Here is a 22685-nt window from a genome sequence, read left to right as displayed (position 1 = left end):
GTCTTTCATACTAATGGGGTAAACACAATTTCCGTACGGAGGGATGACGGATGAATCAGGAGGAGATCCGCGAACTGGAGCGCGCAATCGACGAAATTACGGAAATCGCACAAGGATTCGGACTCGATTTTTACCCGATGCGCTATGAAATATGTCCCGCGGACATTATTTATACATTCGGCGCTTACGGCATGCGACGCGCTTCAGCCACTGGAGCTTCGGCAAGACGTTCCATAAAATGAAAATGCAGTACGATTTCGGCCTGAGCAAAATTTATGAGCTCGTCATCAATTCCAACCCGTGCTACGCCTTCCTGCTTGAAGGCAATTCGCTCATTCAGAACAAACTGATCGTCGCCCATGTGCTCGCGCATTGCGATTTTTCAAAAACAACGCCCGCTTCGCCGCGACCAACCGGTTCATGGTCGAAAGCATGTCGGCAACGGCCGAACGCATTCAGCAATACGAGACCGAACACGGCGCGGAGAAGGTGGAGCGATTCATCGACGCTGTGCTGGCGATTCAGGAGCATGTCGATCCGACCATCATCAAGCCGTACCAGTTGGACAAACAACGGTATATCAGTCTGCTGAAGAAGGAGAAGAAGCGGTCGGTCCAGACAGCCTTCCGGAGCGAATACGAAGATCTGTGGTCGCTCGACGACGATGAACGCGACCGGGAGGAAGAGAAGAAGGAAACCGACCTTTTCCCGCCCAAGCCGGAAAAAGATATGCTCTGGTTTATCGAGGAATATTCGACCGTACTGGAGGACTGGCAGCGCGATGTCATGTCGATGCTGCGCGACGAGATGCTTTATTTCTGGCCGCAAATCGAGACGAAGATCATGAACGAAGGCTGGGCTTCCTACTGGCACCAGCGCATCATCCGCGAGCTGGACCTGACAAGCGAGGAAACGATCGAGTTCGCCAAGCTGAATTCCGCCGTTGTTCAGCCTTCCCGCCATACGCTGAATCCGTATTATCTCGGGCTGAAAATTTTCGAGGACATCGAGCGGCGATGGGATAATCCGACGAAAGAGGAACGGGAACGGCTGGGCCGCGAGCCGGGACGGGGACGGGAAAAATTTTCGAAGTGCGCGAATACGAATCGGACATTTCGTTCATCCGCAACTATTTGACGAAGGATCTGGTGAAAGACCTCGACCTGTATGTGTTCGAGAAGAAAGGTCCGGAATGGAAAATTACCGACAAGACATGGGAAAATATCCGCGACCAGCTCGTATTCTCACGCGTCAACGGCGGCTTCCCGAGCATCGTCGTCCAGGACGGCGATTTCAATCGGAACGGCGAGCTGTACTTGAAGCATCTGTACGAAGGCGTCGAGCTGGATTTGAAATATGTGGAGCGGACGCTTCCTTATATCGTGCAGCTATGGGGCAAAACGGTCCATCTGGAGACGGTCGTCGAAGACAAACGCATCGTATTCAGCATGGACGGCAAGAAGTCGAGCCGAAAATTTTTGTAAAGGCCGGGCTCCTGTTTCAATCCTGCGTATTCCGGGTATGTAAAAAGTACCACAGGGGGCATCCCCGGAATCGAGGTGAGGAGGATGGAAACTCTGTTTATCGCGCTCGGTATCGCCGCTCTGATCGTGCTGGCTGCCGTCTTGTCCGGCGGCAAGTGGCGAACGATTCGGACCGCGAGAACGGACAATGCGGATGAACTGCAAACGCGCAGCGCCTATCTCGTTGACAAAGGCGTCCGGAACCGTCTCAAAACGAGCGATACGGCAGTACCGCAAGCCGGAATCGCAAGCGGCAACCGCATGTCCGCCGGCGGCATCATCCATCTGCAAGTGCACCCGAAGGACAAAGACCGAGCGAACGAGCTGCTTCAAAAATTCGACAGCGAATACAGGCTGAAAAACAAACCGATATTGTAAAGGATTCAGGCCCGGCAGCGCATACGCGTTGCCGGGCCTTTCTGATTATTCCTAGTCGGACGTCAAGTCAATCCACTTCTGCAATTCTTTCGTTATTTTCTCGATCATTTGCACATAGGCGGCCAGCTCCTGCGACCTTGCCGCTTGCCTGTCGGCCATTTCCGTCGTAGCCTCCGATTCCTTGCGAACCTCCGCGATTTTCGCCTCAATCTCGGCAAGCCGCGATTCGATGCGCTCCAGCGCTTCCCGCGACGATCCCGCCAGCTTGCGCACTTCGTTGGCCACGACCTCGAAGCCCCGCCCCTGCTCTCCGGCCCGCGCCGCTTCGATGGCGGCATTCAAGCCGAGCAGATGCGTTTGGTCGGAGATGTCCCGGATCAGCTCGCCCATCTCGGTAATGCCTTCGATATTTTCCCGCAGATCGCTCAAGAGTTGATTCGTCTTGTCCTGCGCCTGCGATGTCGACACAGCCGTCTCCGCGATCGTCTGGGCGCCCTCGTCAAGCTCGACCACCATCCCCGCCAACTCCTGCACCGTTTGGGTAATGGTTCCGAGCAGCTGTTTGCGCGTATCGGCCAGCTCCTTCAGCTGCTGCTGCTCCTGCTGCAGATAAGCTTCCAGCACCAGCTGCGAATCGAAATTGAACATTTTGCTGAGCGCATGCACGATCGAGCGCCACCGGTCGGGGGAAGCGGCCTCCAGTGCCGGCGTGGCAATATCCAGATAAATCATGTATGTACCCAAGTACCAGTCCGTCGTCAACCCGATTCGGGAGTGAATCAGGCCGACGCGGATCCGGTTTTCGATGAATGCGTCGTCAATGACGCCCGAGGTGATCGACAACCAGTATTCTTTTTGCGTCTCTTTCAATCGCTCGATCGTACTGAAGCGTTCAATGATAGACATCAAATACGGCTGCTTCTGAATATGCGCGTACAGACGGTCCACTACGACGTCTGCAAGCTGTTCGAATATCGGACGGCTTGCGGCAAGAAGACGCAAATCCTCTTCCGTTATGCCGGTATACTCGATCTGGACTTTGCGTTGTGCGGAAACATTGATCATGTCATCGGTCCTTTCACATATCTGTCTATTTTCTATATCGGCTTCATTCGGAGAAATTGAAAGTAAATTATTCCTAAAACATGAATCCGAAGTCCCGAAACGGACCGGTGCTTCCCCGTACGGCGGTACGGGACGGTTGCTGCGGCGGCATCAGGAATGGGATGCTTCCTTCAGCCGGACGTTCAGCCAATCGGTCCGGTAGAAGCGGATCGCCAGACCGATGCCGAATACGGTCAGATACGTATATAGCGAAAGCCACGCGCCGACGCTGCCCATATCCAGCACGAAAATGAGCAAGTAGGCCAGCGGCACGAATAAAAACCAGCTGACGACAAAGGAGAACCGCATCAAATAGGTTGAATCGCCGATGCCGCGCAGTCCCCCGGCATAGAAATTCAGAAATCCGTCGAAAATTTGCAGATAGGCCGACAGTTGAATCAAATACGCCGCCAGCTCGTATACTTCGCGCTCCTTGGCGTACAGCATGGCGATCGGCTCAGCCCAAATCATCTCCACCGTCCCGAGTACGAGCAGAAAGATCGTCCCCAAAATGGCCGTGTCCGTACCGGCACGGCGCCCTTTAAGCGGCTGTCCTTCGCCGACGTATTGGCCGACCAGTATCGTTGCCGTCGCCCCGAAGGCAAAAGCGGGCATAAAGCCGAAAGACATGACATTGAGCGCGATTTCGTTCGCGGCGAGCGCCTGGTTGCCGAGTCTTGCGACGAAGACGGTGAAGATGAACATCGTCAGACTCATTTGAAATTCCTGCAGACCGAGCTTTCCGCTTTCCTTGGTTATCAGCTTCATCTCGGCCCAATCCGGCTTCGCGCGCATCCTTGTCGGGAAACGTTTGTTCAGGACGAAGAAAAAGACGTATGCACTGATCAACGTCTGCACCGCTTCGCCGATCATAACGGCCAGACCGGTGCCCATCAGGCCGAGCTCGGGAAAGCCGAACGCGCCGAATGTAAGCGCATAAGTAAAAAAGATCATGAGCCCGTTGCCGATAAGCGAAATGATCATCGAAAGCGTAGTCGAACCGATTCCCCGCAGGAAACCGTGAAATACGAAATTGATAATGCCGAACGACATGGCGTAGAAACGCAGCTGCAAATACAGAGTGCCCGTGCTGACCAATTCCTCGGAACCTCCTGTCAGACGCAGCACCTCGTCGGAAAGCGTCAATCCGAACACGATCAAAAGAAACGCAAAAGCGAAACAAAGGTAAAACGCGAGATAAGTTCGTTCGATCCCTTTGCGCATATCGCCCGCACCGTAATTTTGGGCGACCAAATAATTGACCGTATGGCCGATGCCCGAAAATAGCGCGAAAGCGTTATACATAATAATGTTGACGACACCGACGACGGCGATGACGAGATAGCCGAGATCGCCGATCATAATGAGATTGATCGTTCCCGTTACGGTAGCCGTAGCGAACGACACGAAAGACGGGATCGCAAGCAGTAATATTTTTCTCCAATTCGCAAGCATTCGATAGACTCCGTTTCCGTAAGAACTGAATCCTATTCTGCATCAGGTTGGCGAATACTGTCAAGAAGGAAACAAAGCTCTTTTTGAGTGAAATCGGCCAAAAAATGTATTCGCATTCGGACCGGCAGGAGGAACATTAATGGGCTGTGAGACCGGGGTAGCGCGGGCGAGTAAGTCCCTGCAGAAAAAAAGCCGCCATCAGGCGGCTTATGTAGAGCTCTTTCCGATACGGAACCTGGAGGAAAGACCTTTGTAGGCAACCTTCGTGTCTTCGGATTCGCGAATAAGGTGCTGAACCTTCTTCTGGTTCGCTTCCGAGACGCTGGCATATTGGCTATGCTTGTCCCACGGGTTTTCAAAATAAACCTTCCGCTGCTTTTCGTCATAGGCTTGGGCCAAATTCATGTTGACCAGATTGCAGCGGTCCAGTTTATCGAAGCCGTAATCGGCAAACAGCTCCATCAATTCTTTTGCAGTCGAGGGGAAATAATAAACTCCTTCTTTCGTATGGAACTCAGGACCATTGGATGTCGTCTTGATAATAAGAACTTCGTTTATGTCGATAATACTCGGTTGGCCTGTGTCACTGAGCAATGGGACTTTCATGCTGCGTCACCTCCAACCGGAAAACCAAAAACACTAAGGTCATCCGATTATTTTGCAATTCTTCAGGGATTTCTGGTCTGTGCAGAACCCATGCAGAAGCTGTACTTACAAAGAGTACGGCAATCAGCGCCAGCAGTTTCGAAGCTCCTACGGCAAGACTCTTCTTCATTTTTTAACCTCCCTTCTTATAGTAATCGTTAGCAGAGCTTGAAACAAGAAACTATAACATAAAATTGGGTTATGAAAAATGAAGTTGCTACCTGCTATCAATATAGACGAGACTTTTAACAATGGAAAGTATCGTTCAGGAATTCTTGCATGATTTTTAATATTGGAAGGTGCGAATATTAGAAGAAGTATAACGCTTAGCACCGTCCCCCAAAAAATACTATCGTCAGAAAACGGAAGCAAGGGAATAGTCGTTAGCAAAAGAGCTGAAGCGATTGTACATAATGTCGATGATTGTAGGTGAAATCCACCTGAAAAAAAACGCAAAACCATAAAGGCAAAAGCAGCGAACACCGTTTCCCATAACGTTGACAAGAACAAGCTGATTGAGAACGCCAATAATAAAGCGGCAGCAGTATTAATGATCGCAATTAATGCAAATCTCATAACCGGAACGCTGGCTGTTTCTTGGGGTGCGGTTCTCTTTATCATGATTGCAATCCTGTCTGCGATAGACTCAATCATCTAACTCATCCTTTTTAATGGATAAATAAATCAAAAACAACAGAGCCACCAGCAAACCGAGTGAAATCGTATAGTACGGCGGATTTTCGGAAAGCAAAATCCATATGTTCGCTATAATAAATATCAATATTGAAACAACTACGGCAATGAGAATACGAAAATTGTCTTTAATAAATATCTTGGTTCTTCGCCGACCATCTCGGTCAATAAAACTAAACCCGCCTTTATTAATACGAATATAAGCAGCGATTATACAAATAACGATAGCCGAAACAATTTGAACGATATATACATTTTTGGTGTAGGGTATAATTTCTACATTGTGCTGGTTCATTCTGTAAAGAGCAATAATAGCCGTCTGGCTCATTGCAAAACCAATATAAGATATTAGCAACATAATTGCAGTATTGAAAAACTCGTTCGCAGCATAAGACGAGAGAAAAACAACAAAAGAAAAATTGGGCAAATATCGAAAGGTTGCTAATGCCTTGAAGCATAAACATATGAGAAATTAAAGCCATAACGACTGAACAAACGGTTATATTAAATAAATGTTCTTTTACATCAAACCTGAATAATACAAAAAGGAAAATGAAAATTGAAAAGTATTCGAGTGAGGAGAAAATAACGAATAGTACGACATTCATAATGGATTCAGTTCCTTCGGATAAACACCACATCTTGTTAATACCATTATAATGCAAACGTTGCAGAAATACTAGAATCAGATTAAGATTTGCGTTTTTTTCTCTGACCTCAGACCTAAGAATATTGTCCTGCAAATGTCCGCCGGCCGCAAGACGGCAAAGCGCGGCGGGCCGTCCCGACAACCCCCTCCATAAAAGAAAAAACGCCTGGACGGCGTTCATCAACGTATGGCGATATTTACAAAAGATCTATCTCGAAAGGTCGGCGCAGATTTACCGGTTCAGCAAGCTTCCCACGTAACGCAGCAGTTCATTCGCGCATACCGGGCAATAACCGTGCTCGTCGATCAGCCGCGACGTCACTTCGTTGATTCGCTTGAGCTGCATTTCGTCCGGCGTCTTCGTCGACGTCGTAATTTTGACAATATCCTTCAAATCCGTGAACAGCTTCTTCTCGATCGCCTCGCGCAGCCGGTCATGACTGGAATAGTCGAATTTCCTCCCTTTGCGCGCATAAGAGGAGATGCGGATCAATATTTCTTCGCGGAACGCTTTTTCGCATTTTCGGAAATGCCGATTTGCTCCTCGATGGAACGCATCAGTCTTTCGTCCGGATCAAGCTCCTCCCCGGTCAGCGGGTCCTTGATTTTCATCCAGTTGCAATAGGCTTCGACATTGTCCAGGTAGTTGTCGAACAGCGTGCGCGCGGACTCCTCGAACGAATAGACGAACGCCTTCTGCACTTCCTTCTTGGCCAGGGTGTCGTATTCCTTGCGGGCGATCGAGATGAAATTCAAATATTTCTCCCGCTCCTCCTTCGTAATCGACGGATGCTGGTCCAGGCCGTCCTTCAGCGCCCGCAGCACGTCAAGCGCATTGATGCACTGCAGGTCCTGCCTGATCAGAGCACTCGAAATCCGGTTGATGACGTAGCGCGGATCGACGCCGGACATCCCTTCCTCGGTATATTCGTTTTGCATCTCCTTGAGATCGGCTTCCTTGTAGCCCTCGACTTCCTCGCCGTCGTACATCCGCATTTTTTGACCAGATCCATCCCCTGCTTCTTCGTTTCCTTGAGCCGGGTCAGAATGGAGAAAATCGCGGCGGCTCGCAGCGCATGGGGAGAGATATGAATATGCTTCATGTCGCTCTGGCCGATCAGCTTGGCGTAAATTTTCTCTTCTTCCGTCACTTTCAGGTTATACGGAATCGGCATGACGATCATCCGCGACTGCAGCGCTTCGTTCTTCTTATTGGCAATGAACGATTTGTACTCCGACTCGTTCGTATGCGCCACAATGAGCTCATCCGCCGAGATCAGGGCGAACCTGCCGGCCTTGAAATTGCCCTCCTGCGTCAGCGACAGCAGGTTCCACAGAAACTTTTCGTCGCACTTGAGCATTTCCTGGAATTCCATCAAGCCGCGGTTGGCCTTGTTCAGCTCGCCGTCAAACCGGTAGGCGCGGGGATCGGACTCCGACCCGTATTCGGTAATGGTCGAAAAGTCGATGCTGCCGGTCAGATCGGCGATATCCTGCGATTTCGGGTCGGAAGGGCTGAACGTCCCGATGCCGACGCGGTTGTCTTCGGAGATGAGCACCCGCTCCACCATCACCTGTTCGATATTGCCGTCATATTCGGTCCTGAGCCGCATCTGGCACGACGGGCACAAATTGCCCTCGATGCGTACGCCGAGCTCGCGCTCCACTTCGGGACGCAGCTCATGAGGGATCAGATGCAGCGGCTCCTCGTGCATCGGGCAGCCTTTAATGGCGTATACGGCTCCGCGGTCAGTGCGGGAGAAGCGCTCGAGCCCTTTTTTGAGCATCGTCACAATCGTCGATTTCCCCCCGCTAACCGGCCCCATCAGCAGCAGGATCCGCTTCCGCACATCGAGACGGCGGGCGGCCGAATGAAAATATTCTTCCACCAGCTTTTCGATCGCCCGGTCCAATCCGAAAATTTCCTGCTCGAAAAATTTGTACCGCTTCTGTCCGTTCACTTCTTCGATTCCGTAAGAGGCGATCATCTCATATACTCGCGCGTGAGCCGTCATGGCCGGCGAAGGGTCACTGCGCAGCTTTTCAATATACTCTTTAAACGTCCCGCTCCACGCCAATTTTTCATATTCGGCCTTGTAAGCCGATATCCGTTTGAAAATATCCATGCCATGCTCCTCCCATCGTACCCGAAGTTGCTTTATTTTTCACCGCCTTGGGATTGTAGCAAGCCCGCTGACGAGTTGACGATTTTTTGGAAGTATTACATAAGTATGCGGGGCCGGACGGGAAGTTGCTCTAAAATTTATGCGCATATCCTTCAAAAAACGACGCGCTGCCGAAATATGGGAGCACGGCTGAGCGCTCCTTTGGTATAATGGGACAGGAGACAAACGGGATCCGGACATCGTGGAAAGGGGAATGCAAGTGGCCGTCAAGCAGGAAGCGGAGCTCTACGAACCGATCAAAGCGTATTACGAACAACGCGGCTACGTCGTTCGAAGCGAGGTGCTCCATTGCGATCTTGTAGCGGTCCGGCCGTCCGAAGACGAAACCGTTGACGAAACCGTTATCGTGGAAATGAAAAAACGTTCAATCTCGCGTTGCTGCTGCAAGGCATCGAGCGGTTGCGAATCAGCGACCGCGTCGTGCTGGCCGTCGAACGGAACCGCAAGAAAAGCGGGGCTCACAATCAGCGGTTCGGCGATTTGGCCGAGTTATGCCGAATGCTCGGTCTCGGCCTGATGACGGTGACCATGTTCAAGACGAAGCCGCCTCGCGTCGAGATGCTTTGCGAGCCTGGCGAACCCCCCTTGCGCGGCGCGCGCCCTGCCCGCAAAGCCCGGCTGCTGAATGAATTTCGCGAGCGAAGCGGCGATTACAATGTCGGCGGCAGCGCGAAACGCAAGCTCGTCACCGTCTACCGGGAACGGGCGCTCCGTTGCGCCTGGGCGCTGGCGGCGTACGGACCGCTGTCGCCAAGCCAGGTTGCGGCGCATATCGATTATCCGAAGACGGGGCCCATGCTTCGCAACAATTATTACGGCTGGTTCGAGCGGATCGGACGCGGTCTCTACAGGCTGCGCCCCGCCGGCGAAGCCGCTCTGAAGGAGTATGCCGACGTATTGTCCGAATGGCTGGCCACAAAAACGAAGGAGGAATCGTCCGATGAACGACAAACCCGCCGAAGCCGCCCGTGATCTCGGCGCCGAAGCCGACTTTGAAGCTTTTCCCGCGCCGGTGGAAGTGGACAACGAGCCTTATTTTATCGTGAAAAACGCCGAAAGCTCCGCAGAGCCGTACCGCCTCATCTCCGCCATTTGCCCGCACGCCGGCGGCGAGGTGCGCGTTTACGGCACCGAGTTCGTCTGCCCGATGCATTTCTGGACGTTCGATATGCAATCGGGCGAGTGCACCAATGTGGACGGCGAGAAGCTGGCCTGCGCTCCGGTGTTCGTGCGGGACGGGCGGCTGTACGCCGATTTTCCGGACGGGAAATCCGTTAAATCCGGGACGATCGGGCGGAGTGCCGAACGCAGCAATGCCGAAAAAGGGGCTTGTTCCCGGTCACGCTCATGACGTACAAACGCTCATGACGCAGGGAACAGCCCCTTCCGTATAGGCGCGATGATCGCCGCCGCTAGCAGCGGGCGGTAAATTCGGCAAGCGCCTCGGCGAACCGTTCGATGCCGGCGGCAAGGCGTTCGCCCGTGCTATGCGTATAATTAAGGCGGGCCGTGTTCCGCTTCGGCTCGGAGGCGTAGAACGAAGCGCCGGGCACGAAGGCGATGCCCTTGCCGACCGAGCAGCGCAGCAGCGCCTCGCTGTCCAGACCTTCCGGCAGCTCCAGCCACAGGAACATGCCGCCTTTCGGCTCGCTAAAGCGCACATCCTTCCAGCCTTGACGCTTGATCAGCGCGCTCATTTCGAGCATGCGTTCGCCGTATATGCGGGCGATGGCGCGTATATGCCGGTCGAGCGGGAAGTGCCGCAGCAATTGATCGAGCGTCTGCTGATCGAGCGTGCTGGAATGGAGATCGGCCGCTTGCTTCGCCTTGGCCATCATGCGGATGATGCGGCTGTCGGCGATCGCCCAGCCGGTGCGCAGCGCCGGCGCCACCGTCTTCGAGAACGTGCCGGTATAGATGACCGGCCCGCCCTCCGAATGTTGCTGCATGGAGAACAGCGTCGGATAATGTGCCGATTCGTCGAATTTGATGTCGCCGTAAGGATCATCCTCGAGAAACGGAACGCCGTACCGGATGCACAGCTCCAGCATGCCGCGGCGCCGCTCTTCACTCCATACCCGTCCCGTCGGATTGCCGAACGTCGGAACGGCATAGATAAGCCGCGGGCGACGTTCCCGTATCAGCCGTTCGGCATCTTCGAGAATCATGCCTTGCTCGTCGCATTCCACCGCCTCGACTTGCAATCCATACAGTTGAAACACCTGCAAAGCGGCGAGATAGGTCGGCGTCTCGACGAGAACCGTATCGCCGGGATCGGTCAGCACTTTGACGACCAGATCGATCGCCTGCTGCGAGCCCGTCGTCAAAATCATCTGATCCGGGTGCACCTGCATTCCCTTGGCCGCCATCCGGTCGCACAGCTGCTCCCTCAGCGGCGTGAAGCCTTCCGTCAACCCGTACTGCAGCGATTGGCGGCCCGAAGCGAATACTCTGTCCGCAGCCTCGCGAACCGCTTCCAGCGGAAACAGCTCTTCCGCCGGCAGCCCCCCTGCGAATGAAATAATTTCCCGGCCTTGCGTCAGCTTCAAAATATCTCTTACAGCCGACGATTTCAATTGCTGCATGCGGCCCGCAAACTGATAGTTCATGGTGATCCTCCTTAGCGACTCTATGCATAATTACATATTACGCTTATCGCTTCCGGCAGGCAACTGCAAGGCACGTTCGCAAAGGGAGCCGCCCGAACGCGGCCGGTCGCCCCCGCTTTTCCGGGCCGGCACAGAACAGCCCGAAGCGGAGCATATAAAAAAGCGGCGCGTCCGGTTACGGGACCGGATGCGCCGCTTCACCCTGCCTATCGCGGGAGCGAACCCGCCGTCTTACTTTTGCCGCAAATTGTTCCAGCTGGTCTCGAAAGCTTTGAACATGCCGTTGCGGTCCAGCTTGCCCGCGATGTAGGCCTGCATCGTCGAACCGAGCTCCTGCGGCAAGCCTTCCGGGTACAGGAACCAGTACCAGCCGAGTGTCTTGTTGTCTTTGCTGTACGCGATAATTTCGTTCGCCATATCGCCGAGTATGGTCGGATCCGTCACTTCGATCGATTTGAACGCCGGGATGAACTTGAATTCCTCAAGCATGTACTTCTTGCCGATATCAGATGTTACCATCCAGTTCAGGAACGCCTTTGCCTCTTCCTTCACCGGCGAATTTTTGTTTACAACCCAGTTGTTCGGCACGCCGACAGGCAGCTTGTCCGATTGCTCCGCGTTGTCGCTAATCGGCATCGGCAGCACGCCGATATTCAAATCCGGATTGATGCTGTCAACCTGCACCTGCGTCCAGTTGCCCTGCTGCATCATCGCCGCCTGCCCGCTGGCAAACAGCGTAACTTGCGTGTTATAGTCGGTCGTCAGCGGGTTTTCGTTGCTGTACTTCAGCATCAAATCCAGCAGATCCGCCCATTGCTCGAATACCGGATTGCCGGCGATTTTGCCTGTGCCCGCGTTCAGCGACTCGACATAGCCCCGCGGGTCGTCCTGGTTGGCGATGGCGATATTGAAGTTATGGTTGCCGAGCACCCACCATTCGCCGAAGCCGTTGGCGAACGGCGTAATGCCTGCCGCCTTCAGCTTCTTCGCCGCTTCTTCGAGCTCGCTGATCGTCTTCGGCAGCTCCGTAATGCCGGCCTGAGCGAACAAGTCCTTATTGTAGATCAGGCCGTATCCTTCGAGGCCGAGCGGCATGCCGTAGATTTGCCGTCCTTGGTCATCGGCTCCTTCGCCACGTCAAGCGTGTCCGCTACCCACGGCTGATCCGACAGATCTTCCAGATGCTCGATCCACGTATTCAGCTCCTGATACCCGCCGTTGTTGAAAATATCGGGCTTCTCTCCGGCAGCGAATTTGGCCTTGAGTGCAGCCCCGTAATCCGCGCCGCCTCCGACCGTTTCGATTTCAAGCTTGACGTTCGGATTTTCCTTCTCGTATTCTTCCTTCAAGCGCTCGAGCGCTTCGGCAATTTCGACTTTAAACTGGAAAATCTTAATCGTAACCGGCTTGCCTTCCTGATTGTCGTTCGCCGCTCCGCTTCCCCCGTCGTTCTTCGAGCCGCACGCCGCCAAAACGGCCGTCAGGGCAACGATGAGGAACACCAGCATCGCTCTCTTTTTCATCTGAAGAACCCTCCTTTTTTCGCTTTCGCAATTCCATATTCAGTATAGTCCGCGCCTGAAACCGCCAACACCGAGAATGTTGAACAAAAAGGTGGAGGATGTTAGCCTTTGACCGATCCTGCCGTAATGCCTTCTATAATATACTTCTGGAGCGACAGGAAGAAAATAATGATCGGAATGATGCCCATCACGAGCGCCGCCAGCGCGAGATCCCACTGCTTCGTATACTGGCCGAAGAACGAGTAGGTCGAAAGCGGAATCGTCCTGAGCGTCCGCTCGCCGCCGATGATCAGGTTCGGCAGCAGGAAGTCGTTCCAGATCCACAGGCTGTTCAGCAGCAGCACGGTGGCCGTCATCGGTTTGAGCAGCGGGAAGACGATGCGCCAAAATACGCCGTACGGCGAGCAGCCGTCCACGACCGCCGATTCTTCGATCTCGACCGGAATCGATTTCACGAAGCCGTGAAACAGAAAAATCGTCAGCGATGAACCGAAGCCCATATAGCAAAGCCACAATCCCCACATGCTGTTCGTCAGGCCGAACCAGCCGGCCACCTTCATAAGCGGAATCATGATCGACTGGAACGGAATGACCATCGCCGCGACGAACATGAGAAACAGCGTATTGTTCAGCTTGTTCGGACGCCGCACCATTTTGTACGCCGCCATCGCGCTGATGACGACCAGTCCGGCGACGCTCGTGACCGTAATGAGCAGCGAATTCCAGAACGCCTGCGGGAATTTCATAATGTCCCAGGCCCGCTCGTAGTTGCTGAAATTGAGCGATTTCGGCAGCGTGGCGGCGTCCAGCAAAATTTCGCCGAACGTCTTGAGCGAATTGCTACCCAGGAAATAGAACGGCACCATAAACAGCAGCATGGCCAGAATGGCGATCAGTTCCAGCAGCAGCGTTCGCCAGTTGTAACGATTCGTCATTAAGCCTGCACCTCCCGGCGTTTCGTCAGCCATACCTGTAAGGTCGAAATCAACGCGACAACGATGAAGAAAATGAATGCTTTGGCCGTTCCGAGCCCGTAGCGGTTATTCTGGAACGCCTCCAGATAAATGTTCAGCGCAACCGACTGCGTCGAGTTGTACGGCCCGCCTTTCGTCAGCGACAAGATGACGTCGAACGTTTTGAACGACCACGACAGCGCCAAAAACAGCGAAATCGTAACGGCCGGCATAATGAGCGGCACCGTAATATGCCGAAGCCGCTGCCAGGCGGTCGCGCCGTCAATGGCGGCCGCTTCGTTCAGATCTTTCGGCACGTTGATCAGCGAAGCGATATAGATGACCATAAGATAGCCTGCGCCATGCCATACGCTGACGATGACGACGGCCCAAAATGCGGTAGGCTCGTCCCCGAGCCAGGGCAGTTGAAAGAAGGACAGGCCCGTCGCCTTCCCGATCGAGGCGAAGCCGCGGACGAAGATGAACTGCCAGATAAAGCCGAGCAGCAGGCCGCCGATCACGTTCGGCATAAAGAACAGCGTCCTCAGCACATTCCGCGATTTCAACGGCGCGGACAGCAGGAGCGCCAGCACAAATCCGACAAGATTCGTCAATACGACCGCGACGACGGTAAACCGGACCGTAAACGCGAACGAATCGCGGAAGCCCTGATCCTGCCACACCGTCACGAAGTTGTCGAAGCCGACGAACGAAGCCGTGTCCGAAACGCCGTTCCAGTTCGTAAACGAATAATACATCCCCATGAAAAAGGGAAGCGCTACGATAAGGGCGAAAGCCAGCACCGCCGGGCCGGTGAAGACGATCTGCTGAACCCATTCCCTCGATAGAAAGTTTTTGTTCATGTCTAGGATCTCCCCTTTCCCGGTTTTTGCTTTGAGTATAATGCGGTTCCGCGGCCCGGCCCACCGACAATGGTGACATGATAGGTGGAACATATTGATCTGCCACCCATGATTGCCTATACTACTTGTAGTCAAAAGGAGGGTACCCGCCATGAAGCTGAACTGGCTGAAACGCAGCATCCGCACCAAGCTGATCGTCTTTTGCTCCTTGCCATCGGGCTGCCGATGCTCGCTTCCATCCTGGCGACGAATGCGCGCACCGAACGAATCGTATCCGACGAGGCGGTTCGTCAGGCTTCGAATTTGATCTACCAGGGCAAAACGAACTTGAACAACTATTTCGACATGGCCTACGAGACGACGCTGCTCCCCTACAACGACACGCAATTCGGCGATACCTTGTACAAAATTTTGGAGCAGGGACGCGACGATTATTTGTCCGAACAGGTCGTCAACCGGAGCCTGCTGTCAATCGGCAACTCGATGAAAGAGATTTATCAAGTGTATCTTCATGCGGCTGCTGCGGAAAAGGGTACCTTGTCGTCAAAGGCAACTTGAAGAAAGCGCATCAGCTGGAGCCTTATGGCTCGGCCATACCGGAAACGGAGATGACGAAAATCGATCCGGCGCATCAGAGCCATCTTTACGGCATGCAGACACTGCCTTATTATGCGCCCAAGCCTGTCATTACCATTCATCGAAAAATTGTGCAGGTGCCTTCATTCAAACCGATCGGCACGCTCGCGATCGATTTGACGACCGAAGTCATCGACGACATTTGTCGAAATTTGTACGATCCCGGTCTGGAGGAACTATATTTGCTGACGGAGGACGGCACGATCGTATACGGACCCGATGAACGCAAGCGCGGCAAACGGCTGAACGAGGCATGGGTGCGGGAGGCGCTGGCCGGCGGGCAGACGCGGGGCCATCAATCCTACAAGGAAGAAGGACATTCCGGCATCTATGTGTACGAGCGGCTGACGGACAACGGCATGAACTGGACGCTCATCAAGCGGATACCGGACAAGCTGCTGCAGGCGGGCACCCGGCAAGTAACGGCCGTCAATACGTTCGTGCTCGGATGCTCGCTGATCGTCGCCGCGGCCGCCGCTATCTTCGTCTCTTTCTGGATCACGTCCCCGCTCAAAAAACTGACCGGATACGTGAACCGGATCCAATCGGGCGAGCTCGAAACCGACATCCGGCTGACCCGCGAGGATGAAATCGGCATTCTGGCCCGCCGCTTTCGGCTGATGATGGAGACGATCAACAACCTCGTGCTGCGGGAATACCGGCTGGAGCTGGCCAGCAAGACGAATCAGCTAAAAGCGCTGCAGGCGCAGGTGCAGCCGCACTTCATTTACAACGCGCTGCAGTCGATCGGCACGGCCGCCCTGCAAAGCGGAGCACGGGATGTCTATCACCTGGTCATGCTGCTCGGCAAATGATGCGTTATTCGATGAATACGTCCGAAAGTATCGTTCAACTTTCACAGGAAATCGAGCATACGCAGGCTTATCTGGAACTTCAGAAGCGGCGGTTTGGCGACAAGCTGGCCTACGAGATCAGCATGGCGCCGGATACGGCGGCGCTCGCCGTTCCTCGCATGGTGCTGCAGCCTTTGGTGGAAAATGTGTTCAAGCACGCTTTCGATCCGGTCGGCGGGCAAATTCGGGTCTGGATCTCGACATTTCGCCAGGGCCGGCATGCTGCCATCCAGGTCGAGGACGACGGCCCCGGCATACCCGAAGCGAAGCTGCAGGAGCTGCGCACGCTGCTTGACGAAATCGAAAACCGGAAGAGCAAAGTCTGCCGTCCCGCCGCGAAGACGGACATATCGGCCTGTACAATGTCATGTCCAGGCTGAGGCTGCACGCCGGACCGGACGCGGCAATGAAGCTGGAATCCCGGCCAGGGCGCGGACTGCGGATTACGCTGCTTGTCCCGCAGCATAACGGAGGAGGCGAGCCGGCATGAACGTGTTGATCGTAGATGACGAACAGCATGCGCGGGATGCGGTCAAGCTGCTGTTTCCGTGGGAGGAACGCGGCTTTCGGCGCATATTCGAAGCGGATAACGGAGAAGAAGCGAAACGAACGATGCAGGAACAGCCGATCGACATCGTGCTGACCGATATTCATATGCCGATATCCAGCGGTCTGTCGCTGATGGAATGGATTCAGGCGCACCGGCCCGATACGGAAGTGATCGTCATCAGCGGCTACGATGATTTCGACTATGTGCGTCATACGATGAAATACGGGGGAAAAGATTATTTATTAAAGCCGATCGATCCGGCAGAGCTGGAGGAAGCGGTGATGCGGGCGGTCGACGCCAGACGGAAGCTCGAGCTGAAACGGCGGCACGAGGTCGAGCAGGGAATCGCCATAAACCGGTTCAAGCCGGTCTACCGCGACTATCTGTTCAGCCAGCTGTTTCACAATACGAAGGAAGCCGACGATGCGAAACAGCAACTGTATCAGGATTTTCCCGGCTTCCAGCGGGCAAAGAGCGGCATTGCGGCGGTCATCGGGCTGGATGCCGTTCCGGCGCCGCTGCTGCGGCGGTTTCGCGGCGACCGGGAGCTGCTGGCCTATGCGGTCGCCAATATCGCGAACGACCTCGTTCACGACCGCTGGTCGGCCGGCTATGCGTTTCGCCCGTTCGGCTCGACGGATGAAATCGTCATCCTCTTCTGGACGGCGCCGTCCCTTGCGCCAAGCCGGACGGAAGAGATCATGCAGGCGATATTCTCGACGTTTCGCGCTCCGGTCCATGCCGGTATCGGCAGCGAGGAGCCGCTTCCGGGCGGCATAGCGCAGTCGGTGCAGCGCGCCCGTCAGGCGCTCATGCAGCGCAACCTGCTGTCGGACAGGCCGTTTGCGCACGCTCCGCAACCGCCGGACAGCAAGACCGGTCCGGTTCCGCAATTGACCGACATGGAAGAAGCGATTCATACCGCGCTCCTCGCGCTCGATCTCGCGGAGCTGGAAGCGGCCGTCGACCGCTGGCTGGACGCCGTGCGCTCGCTTCCGGCGGTGACGCCGGCGCATCTCGAATTGTGGACGCGGCAGTATCGAATGATGAAGTCCAAATGGTTCGAAAGCCGGTCCGCGCCTGCTCCCGATGCGCACGAAGAAACGGACGGAGGAACATTGCCGTTCGCGTTCGACGAGCAAGGCCGGCTGTCGCTGGAGGAGACCGGGCGCATATGGAAGGAGCGGCTTGCGGCAATCGCCAAATCAACCGCCGCCGCCATGCGGCAGGAGCGGCATGTGATCGGCGATATGATTCGCTATATCGAGCAGCATCTCGGCGAAGATTTGTCGCTGCAGCGGCTTGCGAGCCGCTTCTTTCTGAGCCGCGAATACGTCTCCCGCAAATTCCGGCAGGAAATGGGCGAGACGCTCACCGAATTCGTGGAAAGGCTGCGTGTCGACAAAGCGAAGCGGCTGCTCGGCAACCGGACGCTTAAAATCGCGGATATCGCCGAGATGGTCGGATACGCCGACGAAAAATATTTCAGCAAAGTGTTCAAAAAACAGACCGGCGAATCGCCGGCCCGTTACCGTAAAAAGCTTCCGTAAAATATGAAACGACAAGAACCGGACGACCGCCGAAAGGGATGCGGCGTAACAATCTGTTCACAACTTTTTACGTTTCTTTTTGCCAGGCTGTTGGGTATAATATTAAACAGTTACGGAGGTGAACAGCGATGGAAATCACCCAAACGTTTATTATCATTATGACCGTATTTCTGCTTTTCATCATCGCCATGCTGACAGCGGCATACAACGACGACAAAACGAAAGGTCTTTAAGCCGGCGTTAGATTGTGAAAAGCAAAACGATGCTTCGCCGCCTGCGGCGGCGAAGCATCGTTTTCCCGGAATATATGCTCGATCAAGAAGCTTCCCGCGCGGCGCGCGAGGAAGCTTCTTGCATAGCAGGATGCTTTTTCGGTCAGCTGGCTTAGCGGCGAAGCTGTTTCATTTCTGTCAGGCAGGCGGAGCACAAATAACGTTCCTTGAATTCGCACACGTTGTCCATCGAGCCGCAGAATACGCAACGGGGACGATACCTTTCCAATATAATATGGTCGCCCTGAACCAGAATTTCAACCGGGTCTCCTTCGTTCATCTGATACCGTTTGCGCAGCGACTTGGGAAGCACAATACGGCCGAGTTGATCCACCTTGCGGACCACACCTGCCGGTTTCATCAAACGATCACCTCTTCTATTGTCTTGTCTAGTCTACAGCCATTCCTGAGAACCTTGCATTTCACTCGATTTCTAGCCCTTTTGAACTGCTACTTGGTTATACGAAAAAACGGCGCATAGTTGCGTCAGACCATCCCCGGAAATCCATTTTGCCGCAACGCCTCGTAAACGACGATCGCGGCCGAATTGGCCAAATTGAGCGAGCGGACAGCGGATGTCATCGGCAGCCGAATGCAGGTTTCGGGATTCGCGTCCAGCAGCTGCTGCGGCAGTCCTTTCGTTTCCTTGCCGAATACGAACAAATCCCCGTCCCGATAGGCGAAGTCGCAATAGCGCCTGGCGGCGCGAGTGGAAGCGAAGAAGAAGCGGCCGTCCGGATACGCCTGCCGCACCTCCTCGAAGCAGTCGTAGTAGTGCACATGCACCGCATGCCAGTAATCGAGCCCGGCCCGCTTCAGCGTCCGGTCGTCGGTGCGAAAGCCGAGCGGGCGCACGAGATGCAGATGCGTTCCCGTCGCCGCGCAAGTTCTCGCGATGTTGCCGGTGTTGGCGGGAATTTCAGGCTCGACCAGCACAATGTGATACGCCATATTTCACCTCGGTAAAAAAATAATTTTACACCCGCTTAACGTCCGTTTAATAGCCGGATAAAGCTCCTTTGCGATAATAGCAAGCAAGATCAGGAGGCAAAGGAGAAGACGAGACGTGAAAAAGAAAATTTTGGTTGTTGACGACGAGCCCTCTATCTCCATGCTTATCGAGTTCAACCTGAAGCTTGCCGGATACGAAGTTCGCTGCGTGCACGACGGCGAGGCGGTATTCGATTCCCTGAAGCCGTTCCGCCCCGACCTGATCGTGCTCGACCTGATGCTTCCGAAGATGGGCGGCATCGACGTATGCCGCACGCTGCGCAAGCAGAACAACGCCGTCCCGATTATTATGCTGACCGCGCTGCAGGACGTCACCGACAAAATCGCCGGTCTCGATAACGGCGCTGACGATTATATGACCAAGCCATTCAGCCCGCAGGAGCTTATATCCCGCATCGAGGCGATATTCCGCCGCGTGACCGCGCAGCCGGGAGCGGCCGAAGAGGCGCCGTTCGAAATCGGCCGGCTGACGGTAAAGCCGGCTCAGCGCGAGGTCAGCGTCGGCGGCCAGCCGGTCGAGCTGACGCCGAAGGAATTCGAGCTGCTGCTCTTTCTTTGCCGGCATCGCGGCAAGGTGCTCAGCAGGCAGCAGCTGCTGCACGGCGTATGGGACTACCATTTTCTCGGCGATACGCGAATCGTCGATGTCCACATCAGCCATCTGCGCGACAAAATCGAGAAGAACGCCCGCACGCCGGAATATATTATGACGGTTCGCAACGTCGGCTACAAGCTGACCGGACCGAACGTCATGGATTCTTCTCCGGCCTGAAGCAAGGCAGAAGACCGCCCGTCCCTTCGGCAGTGATCGAAGGATCGGGCGGTCTGCCTGTTTCAACCGGTCGGGAAACGTTGCTTATCCGTGTCTGCGCAAAAATTCGTTCATAAAATCGGCAAGCGCCTTGCAGCTTTCGTAAGGCACCGCGTTGTAGGTCGAAGCGCGAAGTCCGCCGACGCTGCGATGGCCCTTCAATCCGACGAAGCCTTCCGCCTCCGATTCCTTCACAAACTTTTTCTCCAGCTCCTCGTCGCCGAGGCGGAATGTCACGTTCATCCGCGAACGGCTGGCCGGATGGGCAACGCCCCGGTAAAAACCGCCGCTGGCATCGATCACGTTATAAATGAGATCGGTCTTTTCGCGGTTTTGGCGCTCTATGGCGGCGACGCCTCCGTTCGACTTGATCCATTTCAGCACCAGATTGACCATATAGATCGAGAACGACGGCGGCGTATTGTAGAGCGAGCGGTTTTTCGCATGCGTGCTGTACCGCAGCATCGTCGGCACGCCTTCTGGGCTCTCCGCCGCCAGATCGTCGCGAATAATGACGACGGTGACGCCCGAAGGGCCGAGATTTTTTGCGCGCCGGCATAGATGACGCCGAATTGGGACACGTCGACGGGACGGCTCAAAATATCGCTCGACATATCGGCCACGAGCGGGACGCTGCCCGTATCCGGATAGACGGCGTATTGTGTACCCTCGATCGTCTCGTTTGATGTAAGATGAACATAGGCCGCATGCTCCGGAATGCGAATCTCCGACGAATCGGGCATTCGCGTGAAACGGTCGCCTTCGGTCGATGCGGCGATCGCGGTTTCGCCGATCAGCTTCGCTTCCTTCAGCGCTTTATCGGCCCAGCTTCCGGTCATAATATAAGCGCCGGGACGGCCGGGACGCAGCAGATTCATCGGCAGCATGGCAAACTGCGTGCTGGCGCCGCCCTGAAGGAACAGGACATGATAATTGTCCGGAATGCCGAACAATTCGCGCATGAGCGACGCCGTTTCTTCGTGCACCTGCTCGTATTGCGCGCTGCGGTGCGACATTTCCATGATGGACATGCCGGCGCCGTTGAAATCGACAAACTGCTCTTGTGCCTGTTTCAATACGTCGAGCGGCAACGCAGCCGGACCCGCATTGAAATTGTAAGCGCGTTGGGTCACCGTACCCCACTCCTGTCTCTAATAAATGAATGATACCGCTAATTGTAGCAAATTTTCATAGCGCCCATCAAGTGCCAAACCGGCACCAACTGCAAAAAATACGAACGGAGAACTGATTTATGAACGAGAATATTCGTCTTTTCACTGCAATTTCCTTGCCCGAACGTGTCCGGGACGCCGTGCGGAATGGCGTTTCCGATCGAATGGCGGCGCTGCCGTTCAAAAGGCGGACGCATCCCGACGACTGGCATATTACGCTTCATTTTATTGGCGACTGCGCTCCCGCCGACGTTCCGCGCCTCGAAGCTGCCATTCGCGAGTCGGCCGCCGCTTCGGCGCCGTTCACCCTAAGCCTGTCCGGTATCGGAACGTTCGGAAATGCCGCGGCTCCCGCGGTACTGTGGCTGGGCGTCGGCGGCGAGCAGATGCGGCTGGAACGGCTGCATCGCGCGCTCGGCGAGCAGCTTGAGCGGACCGGCCTCTTCCGCCCCGACTCCCGTCCGTACCGGCCTCATCTGACGCTGGCGCGAAAGTATGCGGGGACCGGACCGCTTGCCGCGGACGACGCGGTCTGGCCCGAACCGTCCGATGCGGGCGCTTTGTCCTGGGAGGTTCGCGACATCGTGCTGTATCGCTCCCATCTCGGACGCAGCCCGATGTACGAGCCGCTGGCCGTGGTGCCGCTTGGCGGCGTTCGACCGTAAAAAAACCGCCGCTTGAGGCGGCGGTTGGCGGCTTTTATCGGCGGTTAGTGCAGATCCGCTTCGAGTTCGTCCGTCACGATATACCAGAGCGTACCTTGCGTATGTGATTCACGCAAGAAAGCAGCAATACGAAGAATAATGCCGCAACTGAAAATCTTATGGCCAAGCCCATTTTGGCCAAGCCCATTTTCCTGGTCATCGCATTCCCTCGTTTCGATTTTAACGTTGCGCGGTGCAAAAACCGAGTCGGTAACCGTAGATCTATTTATCAGCGCATTATATTCCTTCGTTCGAATAAGCGCTTTATAATCTTTCGAAGAATGGAAGGCAATTGGTCTTCCGCGCCAATGTCGTCGGGCTATCATGCCAATGCCTCGGTCTTCCACGCCAAAAGCTGCAAAAGTGCAATTTTTCCTGGGATAAAATAACCAAAATGCAAAAATTCCTGCGATTGTACAGGAATTTTGTTCCGATTAAACCGAATAAGCAAAAATTGTAAAAAATTACTGTATTTTCGCAGGATTTTGCACCATAGGCGTCTATTCGGGCCAAAAATCCTGCATTTTTCAGGCTGTTGGGAAAC

At 54.7% G+C, this 22685-nt stretch carries 24 protein-coding genes and 5 pseudogenes; 13 read left to right on the top strand and 16 right to left on the bottom strand.

Annotated elements, in window-relative coordinates:
• The first annotated feature begins 50 nt into the window (after window positions 1-50).
• The 4 genes and pseudogenes from PACILC2_RS29395 to PACILC2_RS12855 all read left to right on the top strand — a co-directional run bounded on the left by PACILC2_RS29395 (window position 51) and on the right by PACILC2_RS12855 (window position 1901).
• Window positions 51-242: a SpoVR family protein gene (locus PACILC2_RS29395; protein ID WP_372447122.1), complete on the top strand. Its 192-nt coding sequence runs from the start codon at window positions 51-53 to the stop codon at window positions 240-242.
• Window positions 152-1199: pseudogene (locus PACILC2_RS12860) on the top strand (SpoVR family protein); the annotation flags it as partial. The gene PACILC2_RS29395 and the pseudogene PACILC2_RS12860, both read left to right, overlap by 91 nt.
• A gap of 117 nt (window positions 1200-1316) precedes the next feature.
• Complete coding sequence (locus PACILC2_RS29750; protein ID WP_443678850.1) at window positions 1317-1484, top strand: hypothetical protein; 168 nt, start codon at window positions 1317-1319, stop codon at window positions 1482-1484.
• Between the two features lie 84 nt (window positions 1485-1568).
• Complete coding sequence (locus PACILC2_RS12855) at window positions 1569-1901, top strand: hypothetical protein (protein WP_062491648.1); 333 nt, start codon at window positions 1569-1571, stop codon at window positions 1899-1901.
• A gap of 51 nt (window positions 1902-1952) precedes the next feature.
• Here the strand turns inward: PACILC2_RS12855 and PACILC2_RS12850 are convergent, their stop codons facing one another.
• From PACILC2_RS12850 to PACILC2_RS12820, 7 genes and pseudogenes are all read right to left on the bottom strand, one after another.
• Window positions 1953-2966, bottom strand: a complete 1014-nt coding sequence (locus PACILC2_RS12850) for a globin-coupled sensor protein (protein WP_213529070.1) — start codon at window positions 2964-2966, stop codon at window positions 1953-1955.
• Window positions 2967-3116: 150 nt separating this feature from the next.
• Window positions 3117-4460, bottom strand: coding sequence for an MATE family efflux transporter (locus PACILC2_RS12845; RefSeq protein ID WP_213529069.1), 1344 nt, complete (start codon window positions 4458-4460; stop codon window positions 3117-3119).
• 207 nt (window positions 4461-4667) lie between these two features.
• Window positions 4668-5066 carry a LytTR family transcriptional regulator DNA-binding domain-containing protein gene (locus PACILC2_RS12840; protein ID WP_062491643.1) on the bottom strand — a complete coding sequence of 133 codons (399 nt, stop codon included), beginning with the start codon at window positions 5064-5066 and terminating at the stop codon, window positions 4668-4670.
• Window positions 5044-5235: a cyclic lactone autoinducer peptide gene (locus tag PACILC2_RS12835; RefSeq protein WP_213529068.1), complete on the bottom strand. Its 192-nt coding sequence runs from the start codon at window positions 5233-5235 to the stop codon at window positions 5044-5046. The genes PACILC2_RS12840 and PACILC2_RS12835 overlap by 23 nt, the downstream gene beginning before the upstream one ends.
• Window positions 5232-5759: an accessory gene regulator ArgB-like protein gene (locus tag PACILC2_RS12830; RefSeq protein WP_213529067.1), complete on the bottom strand. Its 528-nt coding sequence runs from the start codon at window positions 5757-5759 to the stop codon at window positions 5232-5234. Before PACILC2_RS12830 ends, PACILC2_RS12835 begins: the two co-directional genes overlap by 4 nt.
• Window positions 5752-6225: a hypothetical protein gene (locus PACILC2_RS12825; RefSeq protein WP_213529066.1), complete on the bottom strand. Its 474-nt coding sequence runs from the start codon at window positions 6223-6225 to the stop codon at window positions 5752-5754. Before PACILC2_RS12825 ends, PACILC2_RS12830 begins: the two co-directional genes overlap by 8 nt.
• A gap of 454 nt (window positions 6226-6679) precedes the next feature.
• Window positions 6680-8573 (bottom strand): annotated as a pseudogene (locus PACILC2_RS12820) (PrkA family serine protein kinase).
• Between the two features lie 435 nt (window positions 8574-9008).
• On the opposite strand from PACILC2_RS12820, the gene PACILC2_RS12815 reads away from it, so the two are divergent.
• Window positions 9009-9605, top strand: coding sequence for a DUF2161 domain-containing phosphodiesterase (locus PACILC2_RS12815; protein ID WP_307860578.1), 597 nt, complete (start codon window positions 9009-9011; stop codon window positions 9603-9605).
• Complete coding sequence (locus tag PACILC2_RS12810; RefSeq protein ID WP_213529065.1) at window positions 9574-9984, top strand: Rieske (2Fe-2S) protein; 411 nt, start codon at window positions 9574-9576, stop codon at window positions 9982-9984. Before PACILC2_RS12815 ends, PACILC2_RS12810 begins: the two co-directional genes overlap by 32 nt.
• A gap of 61 nt (window positions 9985-10045) precedes the next feature.
• Here PACILC2_RS12810 and PACILC2_RS12805 read toward each other — a convergent pair whose 3' ends face one another.
• From PACILC2_RS12805 to PACILC2_RS12790, 4 genes and pseudogenes are all read right to left on the bottom strand, one after another.
• Window positions 10046-11242 (bottom strand): aminotransferase-like domain-containing protein, encoded by a 1197-nt coding sequence (locus PACILC2_RS12805; protein WP_213529064.1) that lies wholly within the window; start codon window positions 11240-11242, stop codon window positions 10046-10048.
• Between the two features lie 231 nt (window positions 11243-11473).
• Window positions 11474-12765: pseudogene (locus PACILC2_RS12800) on the bottom strand (ABC transporter substrate-binding protein).
• Window positions 12766-12866: 101 nt separating this feature from the next.
• A complete protein-coding gene (locus PACILC2_RS12795; protein ID WP_062491629.1) occupies window positions 12867-13700 on the bottom strand; it encodes a carbohydrate ABC transporter permease in 834 nt (277 codons plus the stop codon).
• Window positions 13700-14581, bottom strand: coding sequence for a carbohydrate ABC transporter permease (locus PACILC2_RS12790; protein ID WP_062491627.1), 882 nt, complete (start codon window positions 14579-14581; stop codon window positions 13700-13702). The genes PACILC2_RS12795 and PACILC2_RS12790 overlap by 1 nt, the downstream gene beginning before the upstream one ends.
• Window positions 14582-14782: 201 nt before the next feature.
• Here PACILC2_RS12790 and PACILC2_RS12785 point away from each other — a divergent pair, with 201 nt between their 5' ends.
• From PACILC2_RS12785 to PACILC2_RS12770, 5 genes and pseudogenes are all read left to right on the top strand, one after another.
• Entirely contained in the window at window positions 14783-15139 is a 357-nt protein-coding gene (locus tag PACILC2_RS12785) for a hypothetical protein (protein WP_213529063.1), read from the top strand.
• Between the two features lie 50 nt (window positions 15140-15189).
• Window positions 15190-16079, top strand: a pseudogene (locus tag PACILC2_RS28010) (cache domain-containing sensor histidine kinase); the annotation flags it as partial.
• A gap of 75 nt (window positions 16080-16154) precedes the next feature.
• Entirely contained in the window at window positions 16155-16451 is a 297-nt protein-coding gene (locus tag PACILC2_RS28005; RefSeq protein WP_372447123.1) for a sensor histidine kinase, read from the top strand.
• Window positions 16439-16561 carry a hypothetical protein gene (locus tag PACILC2_RS28000; protein ID WP_280515312.1) on the top strand — a complete coding sequence of 41 codons (123 nt, stop codon included), beginning with the start codon at window positions 16439-16441 and terminating at the stop codon, window positions 16559-16561. Before PACILC2_RS28005 ends, PACILC2_RS28000 begins: the two co-directional genes overlap by 13 nt.
• Complete coding sequence (locus PACILC2_RS12770; protein WP_213529060.1) at window positions 16558-18171, top strand: response regulator; 1614 nt, start codon at window positions 16558-16560, stop codon at window positions 18169-18171. Before PACILC2_RS28000 ends, PACILC2_RS12770 begins: the two co-directional genes overlap by 4 nt.
• Before the next feature lie 384 nt (window positions 18172-18555).
• On the opposite strand, the gene PACILC2_RS12765 is transcribed toward PACILC2_RS12770, so the two are convergent.
• Together PACILC2_RS12765 and trmL are read right to left on the bottom strand one after the other, a co-directional pair.
• Window positions 18556-18804 (bottom strand): AbrB/MazE/SpoVT family DNA-binding domain-containing protein, encoded by a 249-nt coding sequence (locus PACILC2_RS12765; protein WP_213529081.1) that lies wholly within the window; start codon window positions 18802-18804, stop codon window positions 18556-18558.
• A 125-nt stretch (window positions 18805-18929) separates the two neighbouring features.
• A complete protein-coding gene (gene trmL, locus PACILC2_RS12760) occupies window positions 18930-19394 on the bottom strand; it encodes a tRNA (uridine(34)/cytosine(34)/5-carboxymethylaminomethyluridine(34)-2'-O)-methyltransferase TrmL (protein WP_213529059.1) in 465 nt (154 codons plus the stop codon).
• 115 nt (window positions 19395-19509) lie between these two features.
• On the opposite strand from trmL, the gene PACILC2_RS12755 reads away from it, so the two are divergent.
• Complete coding sequence (locus PACILC2_RS12755) at window positions 19510-20226, top strand: response regulator transcription factor (protein ID WP_062491617.1); 717 nt, start codon at window positions 19510-19512, stop codon at window positions 20224-20226.
• An 84-nt stretch (window positions 20227-20310) separates the two neighbouring features.
• Here PACILC2_RS12755 and serC read toward each other — a convergent pair.
• Window positions 20311-21398, bottom strand: a pseudogene (serC, locus tag PACILC2_RS12750) (3-phosphoserine/phosphohydroxythreonine transaminase).
• 119 nt (window positions 21399-21517) lie between these two features.
• Between serC and thpR the strand changes: the two are divergent.
• Complete coding sequence (gene thpR, locus PACILC2_RS12745; protein WP_213529058.1) at window positions 21518-22102, top strand: RNA 2',3'-cyclic phosphodiesterase; 585 nt, start codon at window positions 21518-21520, stop codon at window positions 22100-22102.
• Between the two features lie 44 nt (window positions 22103-22146).
• Here the strand turns inward: thpR and PACILC2_RS12740 are convergent, their stop codons facing one another.
• Both PACILC2_RS12740 and PACILC2_RS12735 read right to left on the bottom strand, forming a co-directional pair.
• On the bottom strand, window positions 22147-22488 hold the full coding sequence (locus PACILC2_RS12740; RefSeq protein ID WP_213529057.1) for a hypothetical protein: 342 nt from the start codon (window positions 22486-22488) through the stop codon (window positions 22147-22149).
• A partial coding sequence (locus PACILC2_RS12735; RefSeq protein WP_213529056.1) for a hypothetical protein occupies window positions 22464-22685 on the bottom strand: 222 nt, incomplete at its 5' end. The genes PACILC2_RS12735 and PACILC2_RS12740, both read right to left, overlap by 25 nt.

Origin of the sequence: Paenibacillus cisolokensis (assembly GCF_018403665.1) — a bacterium.
Lineage (GTDB): Bacteria > Bacillota > Bacilli > Paenibacillales > Paenibacillaceae > Paenibacillus_AH > Paenibacillus_AH cisolokensis.
The sequence above is the reverse complement of the archived record's forward strand: the minus strand, read 5'-3'. Positions and strand labels throughout refer to the sequence as shown.

Excerpts from the sequence above, each read along its gene's own strand:
- PACILC2_RS29395 (WP_372447122.1), top strand. The coding sequence starts at position 51 with ATGAATCAGGAGGAGATCCGCGAACTGGAGCGCGCAATCGACGAAATT.
- PACILC2_RS12855 (WP_062491648.1), top strand. The coding sequence starts at position 1,569 with ATGGAAACTCTGTTTATCGCGCTCGGTATCGCCGCTCTGATCGTGCTG.
- PACILC2_RS12850 (WP_213529070.1), bottom strand. The coding sequence starts at position 2,966 with ATGATCAATGTTTCCGCACAACGCAAAGTCCAGATCGAGTATACCGGC.
- PACILC2_RS12845 (WP_213529069.1), bottom strand. The coding sequence starts at position 4,460 with ATGCTTGCGAATTGGAGAAAAATATTACTGCTTGCGATCCCGTCTTTC.
- PACILC2_RS12840 (WP_062491643.1), bottom strand. The coding sequence starts at position 5,066 with ATGAAAGTCCCATTGCTCAGTGACACAGGCCAACCGAGTATTATCGAC.
- PACILC2_RS12835 (WP_213529068.1), bottom strand. The coding sequence starts at position 5,235 with ATGAAGAAGAGTCTTGCCGTAGGAGCTTCGAAACTGCTGGCGCTGATT.
- PACILC2_RS12830 (WP_213529067.1), bottom strand. The coding sequence starts at position 5,759 with ATGATTGAGTCTATCGCAGACAGGATTGCAATCATGATAAAGAGAACC.
- PACILC2_RS12810 (WP_213529065.1), top strand. The coding sequence starts at position 9,574 with ATGAACGACAAACCCGCCGAAGCCGCCCGTGATCTCGGCGCCGAAGCC.
- PACILC2_RS12805 (WP_213529064.1), bottom strand. The coding sequence starts at position 11,242 with ATGAACTATCAGTTTGCGGGCCGCATGCAGCAATTGAAATCGTCGGCT.
- PACILC2_RS12795 (WP_062491629.1), bottom strand. The coding sequence starts at position 13,700 with ATGACGAATCGTTACAACTGGCGAACGCTGCTGCTGGAACTGATCGCC.
- PACILC2_RS12790 (WP_062491627.1), bottom strand. The coding sequence starts at position 14,581 with ATGAACAAAAACTTTCTATCGAGGGAATGGGTTCAGCAGATCGTCTTC.
- PACILC2_RS28005 (WP_372447123.1), top strand. The coding sequence starts at position 16,155 with ATGGCGCCGGATACGGCGGCGCTCGCCGTTCCTCGCATGGTGCTGCAG.
- PACILC2_RS28000 (WP_280515312.1), top strand. The coding sequence starts at position 16,439 with ATGTCCAGGCTGAGGCTGCACGCCGGACCGGACGCGGCAATGAAGCTG.
- PACILC2_RS12770 (WP_213529060.1), top strand. The coding sequence starts at position 16,558 with ATGAACGTGTTGATCGTAGATGACGAACAGCATGCGCGGGATGCGGTC.
- PACILC2_RS12765 (WP_213529081.1), bottom strand. The coding sequence starts at position 18,804 with ATGAAACCGGCAGGTGTGGTCCGCAAGGTGGATCAACTCGGCCGTATT.
- trmL (WP_213529059.1), bottom strand. The coding sequence starts at position 19,394 with ATGGCGTATCACATTGTGCTGGTCGAGCCTGAAATTCCCGCCAACACC.
- thpR (WP_213529058.1), top strand. The coding sequence starts at position 21,518 with ATGAACGAGAATATTCGTCTTTTCACTGCAATTTCCTTGCCCGAACGT.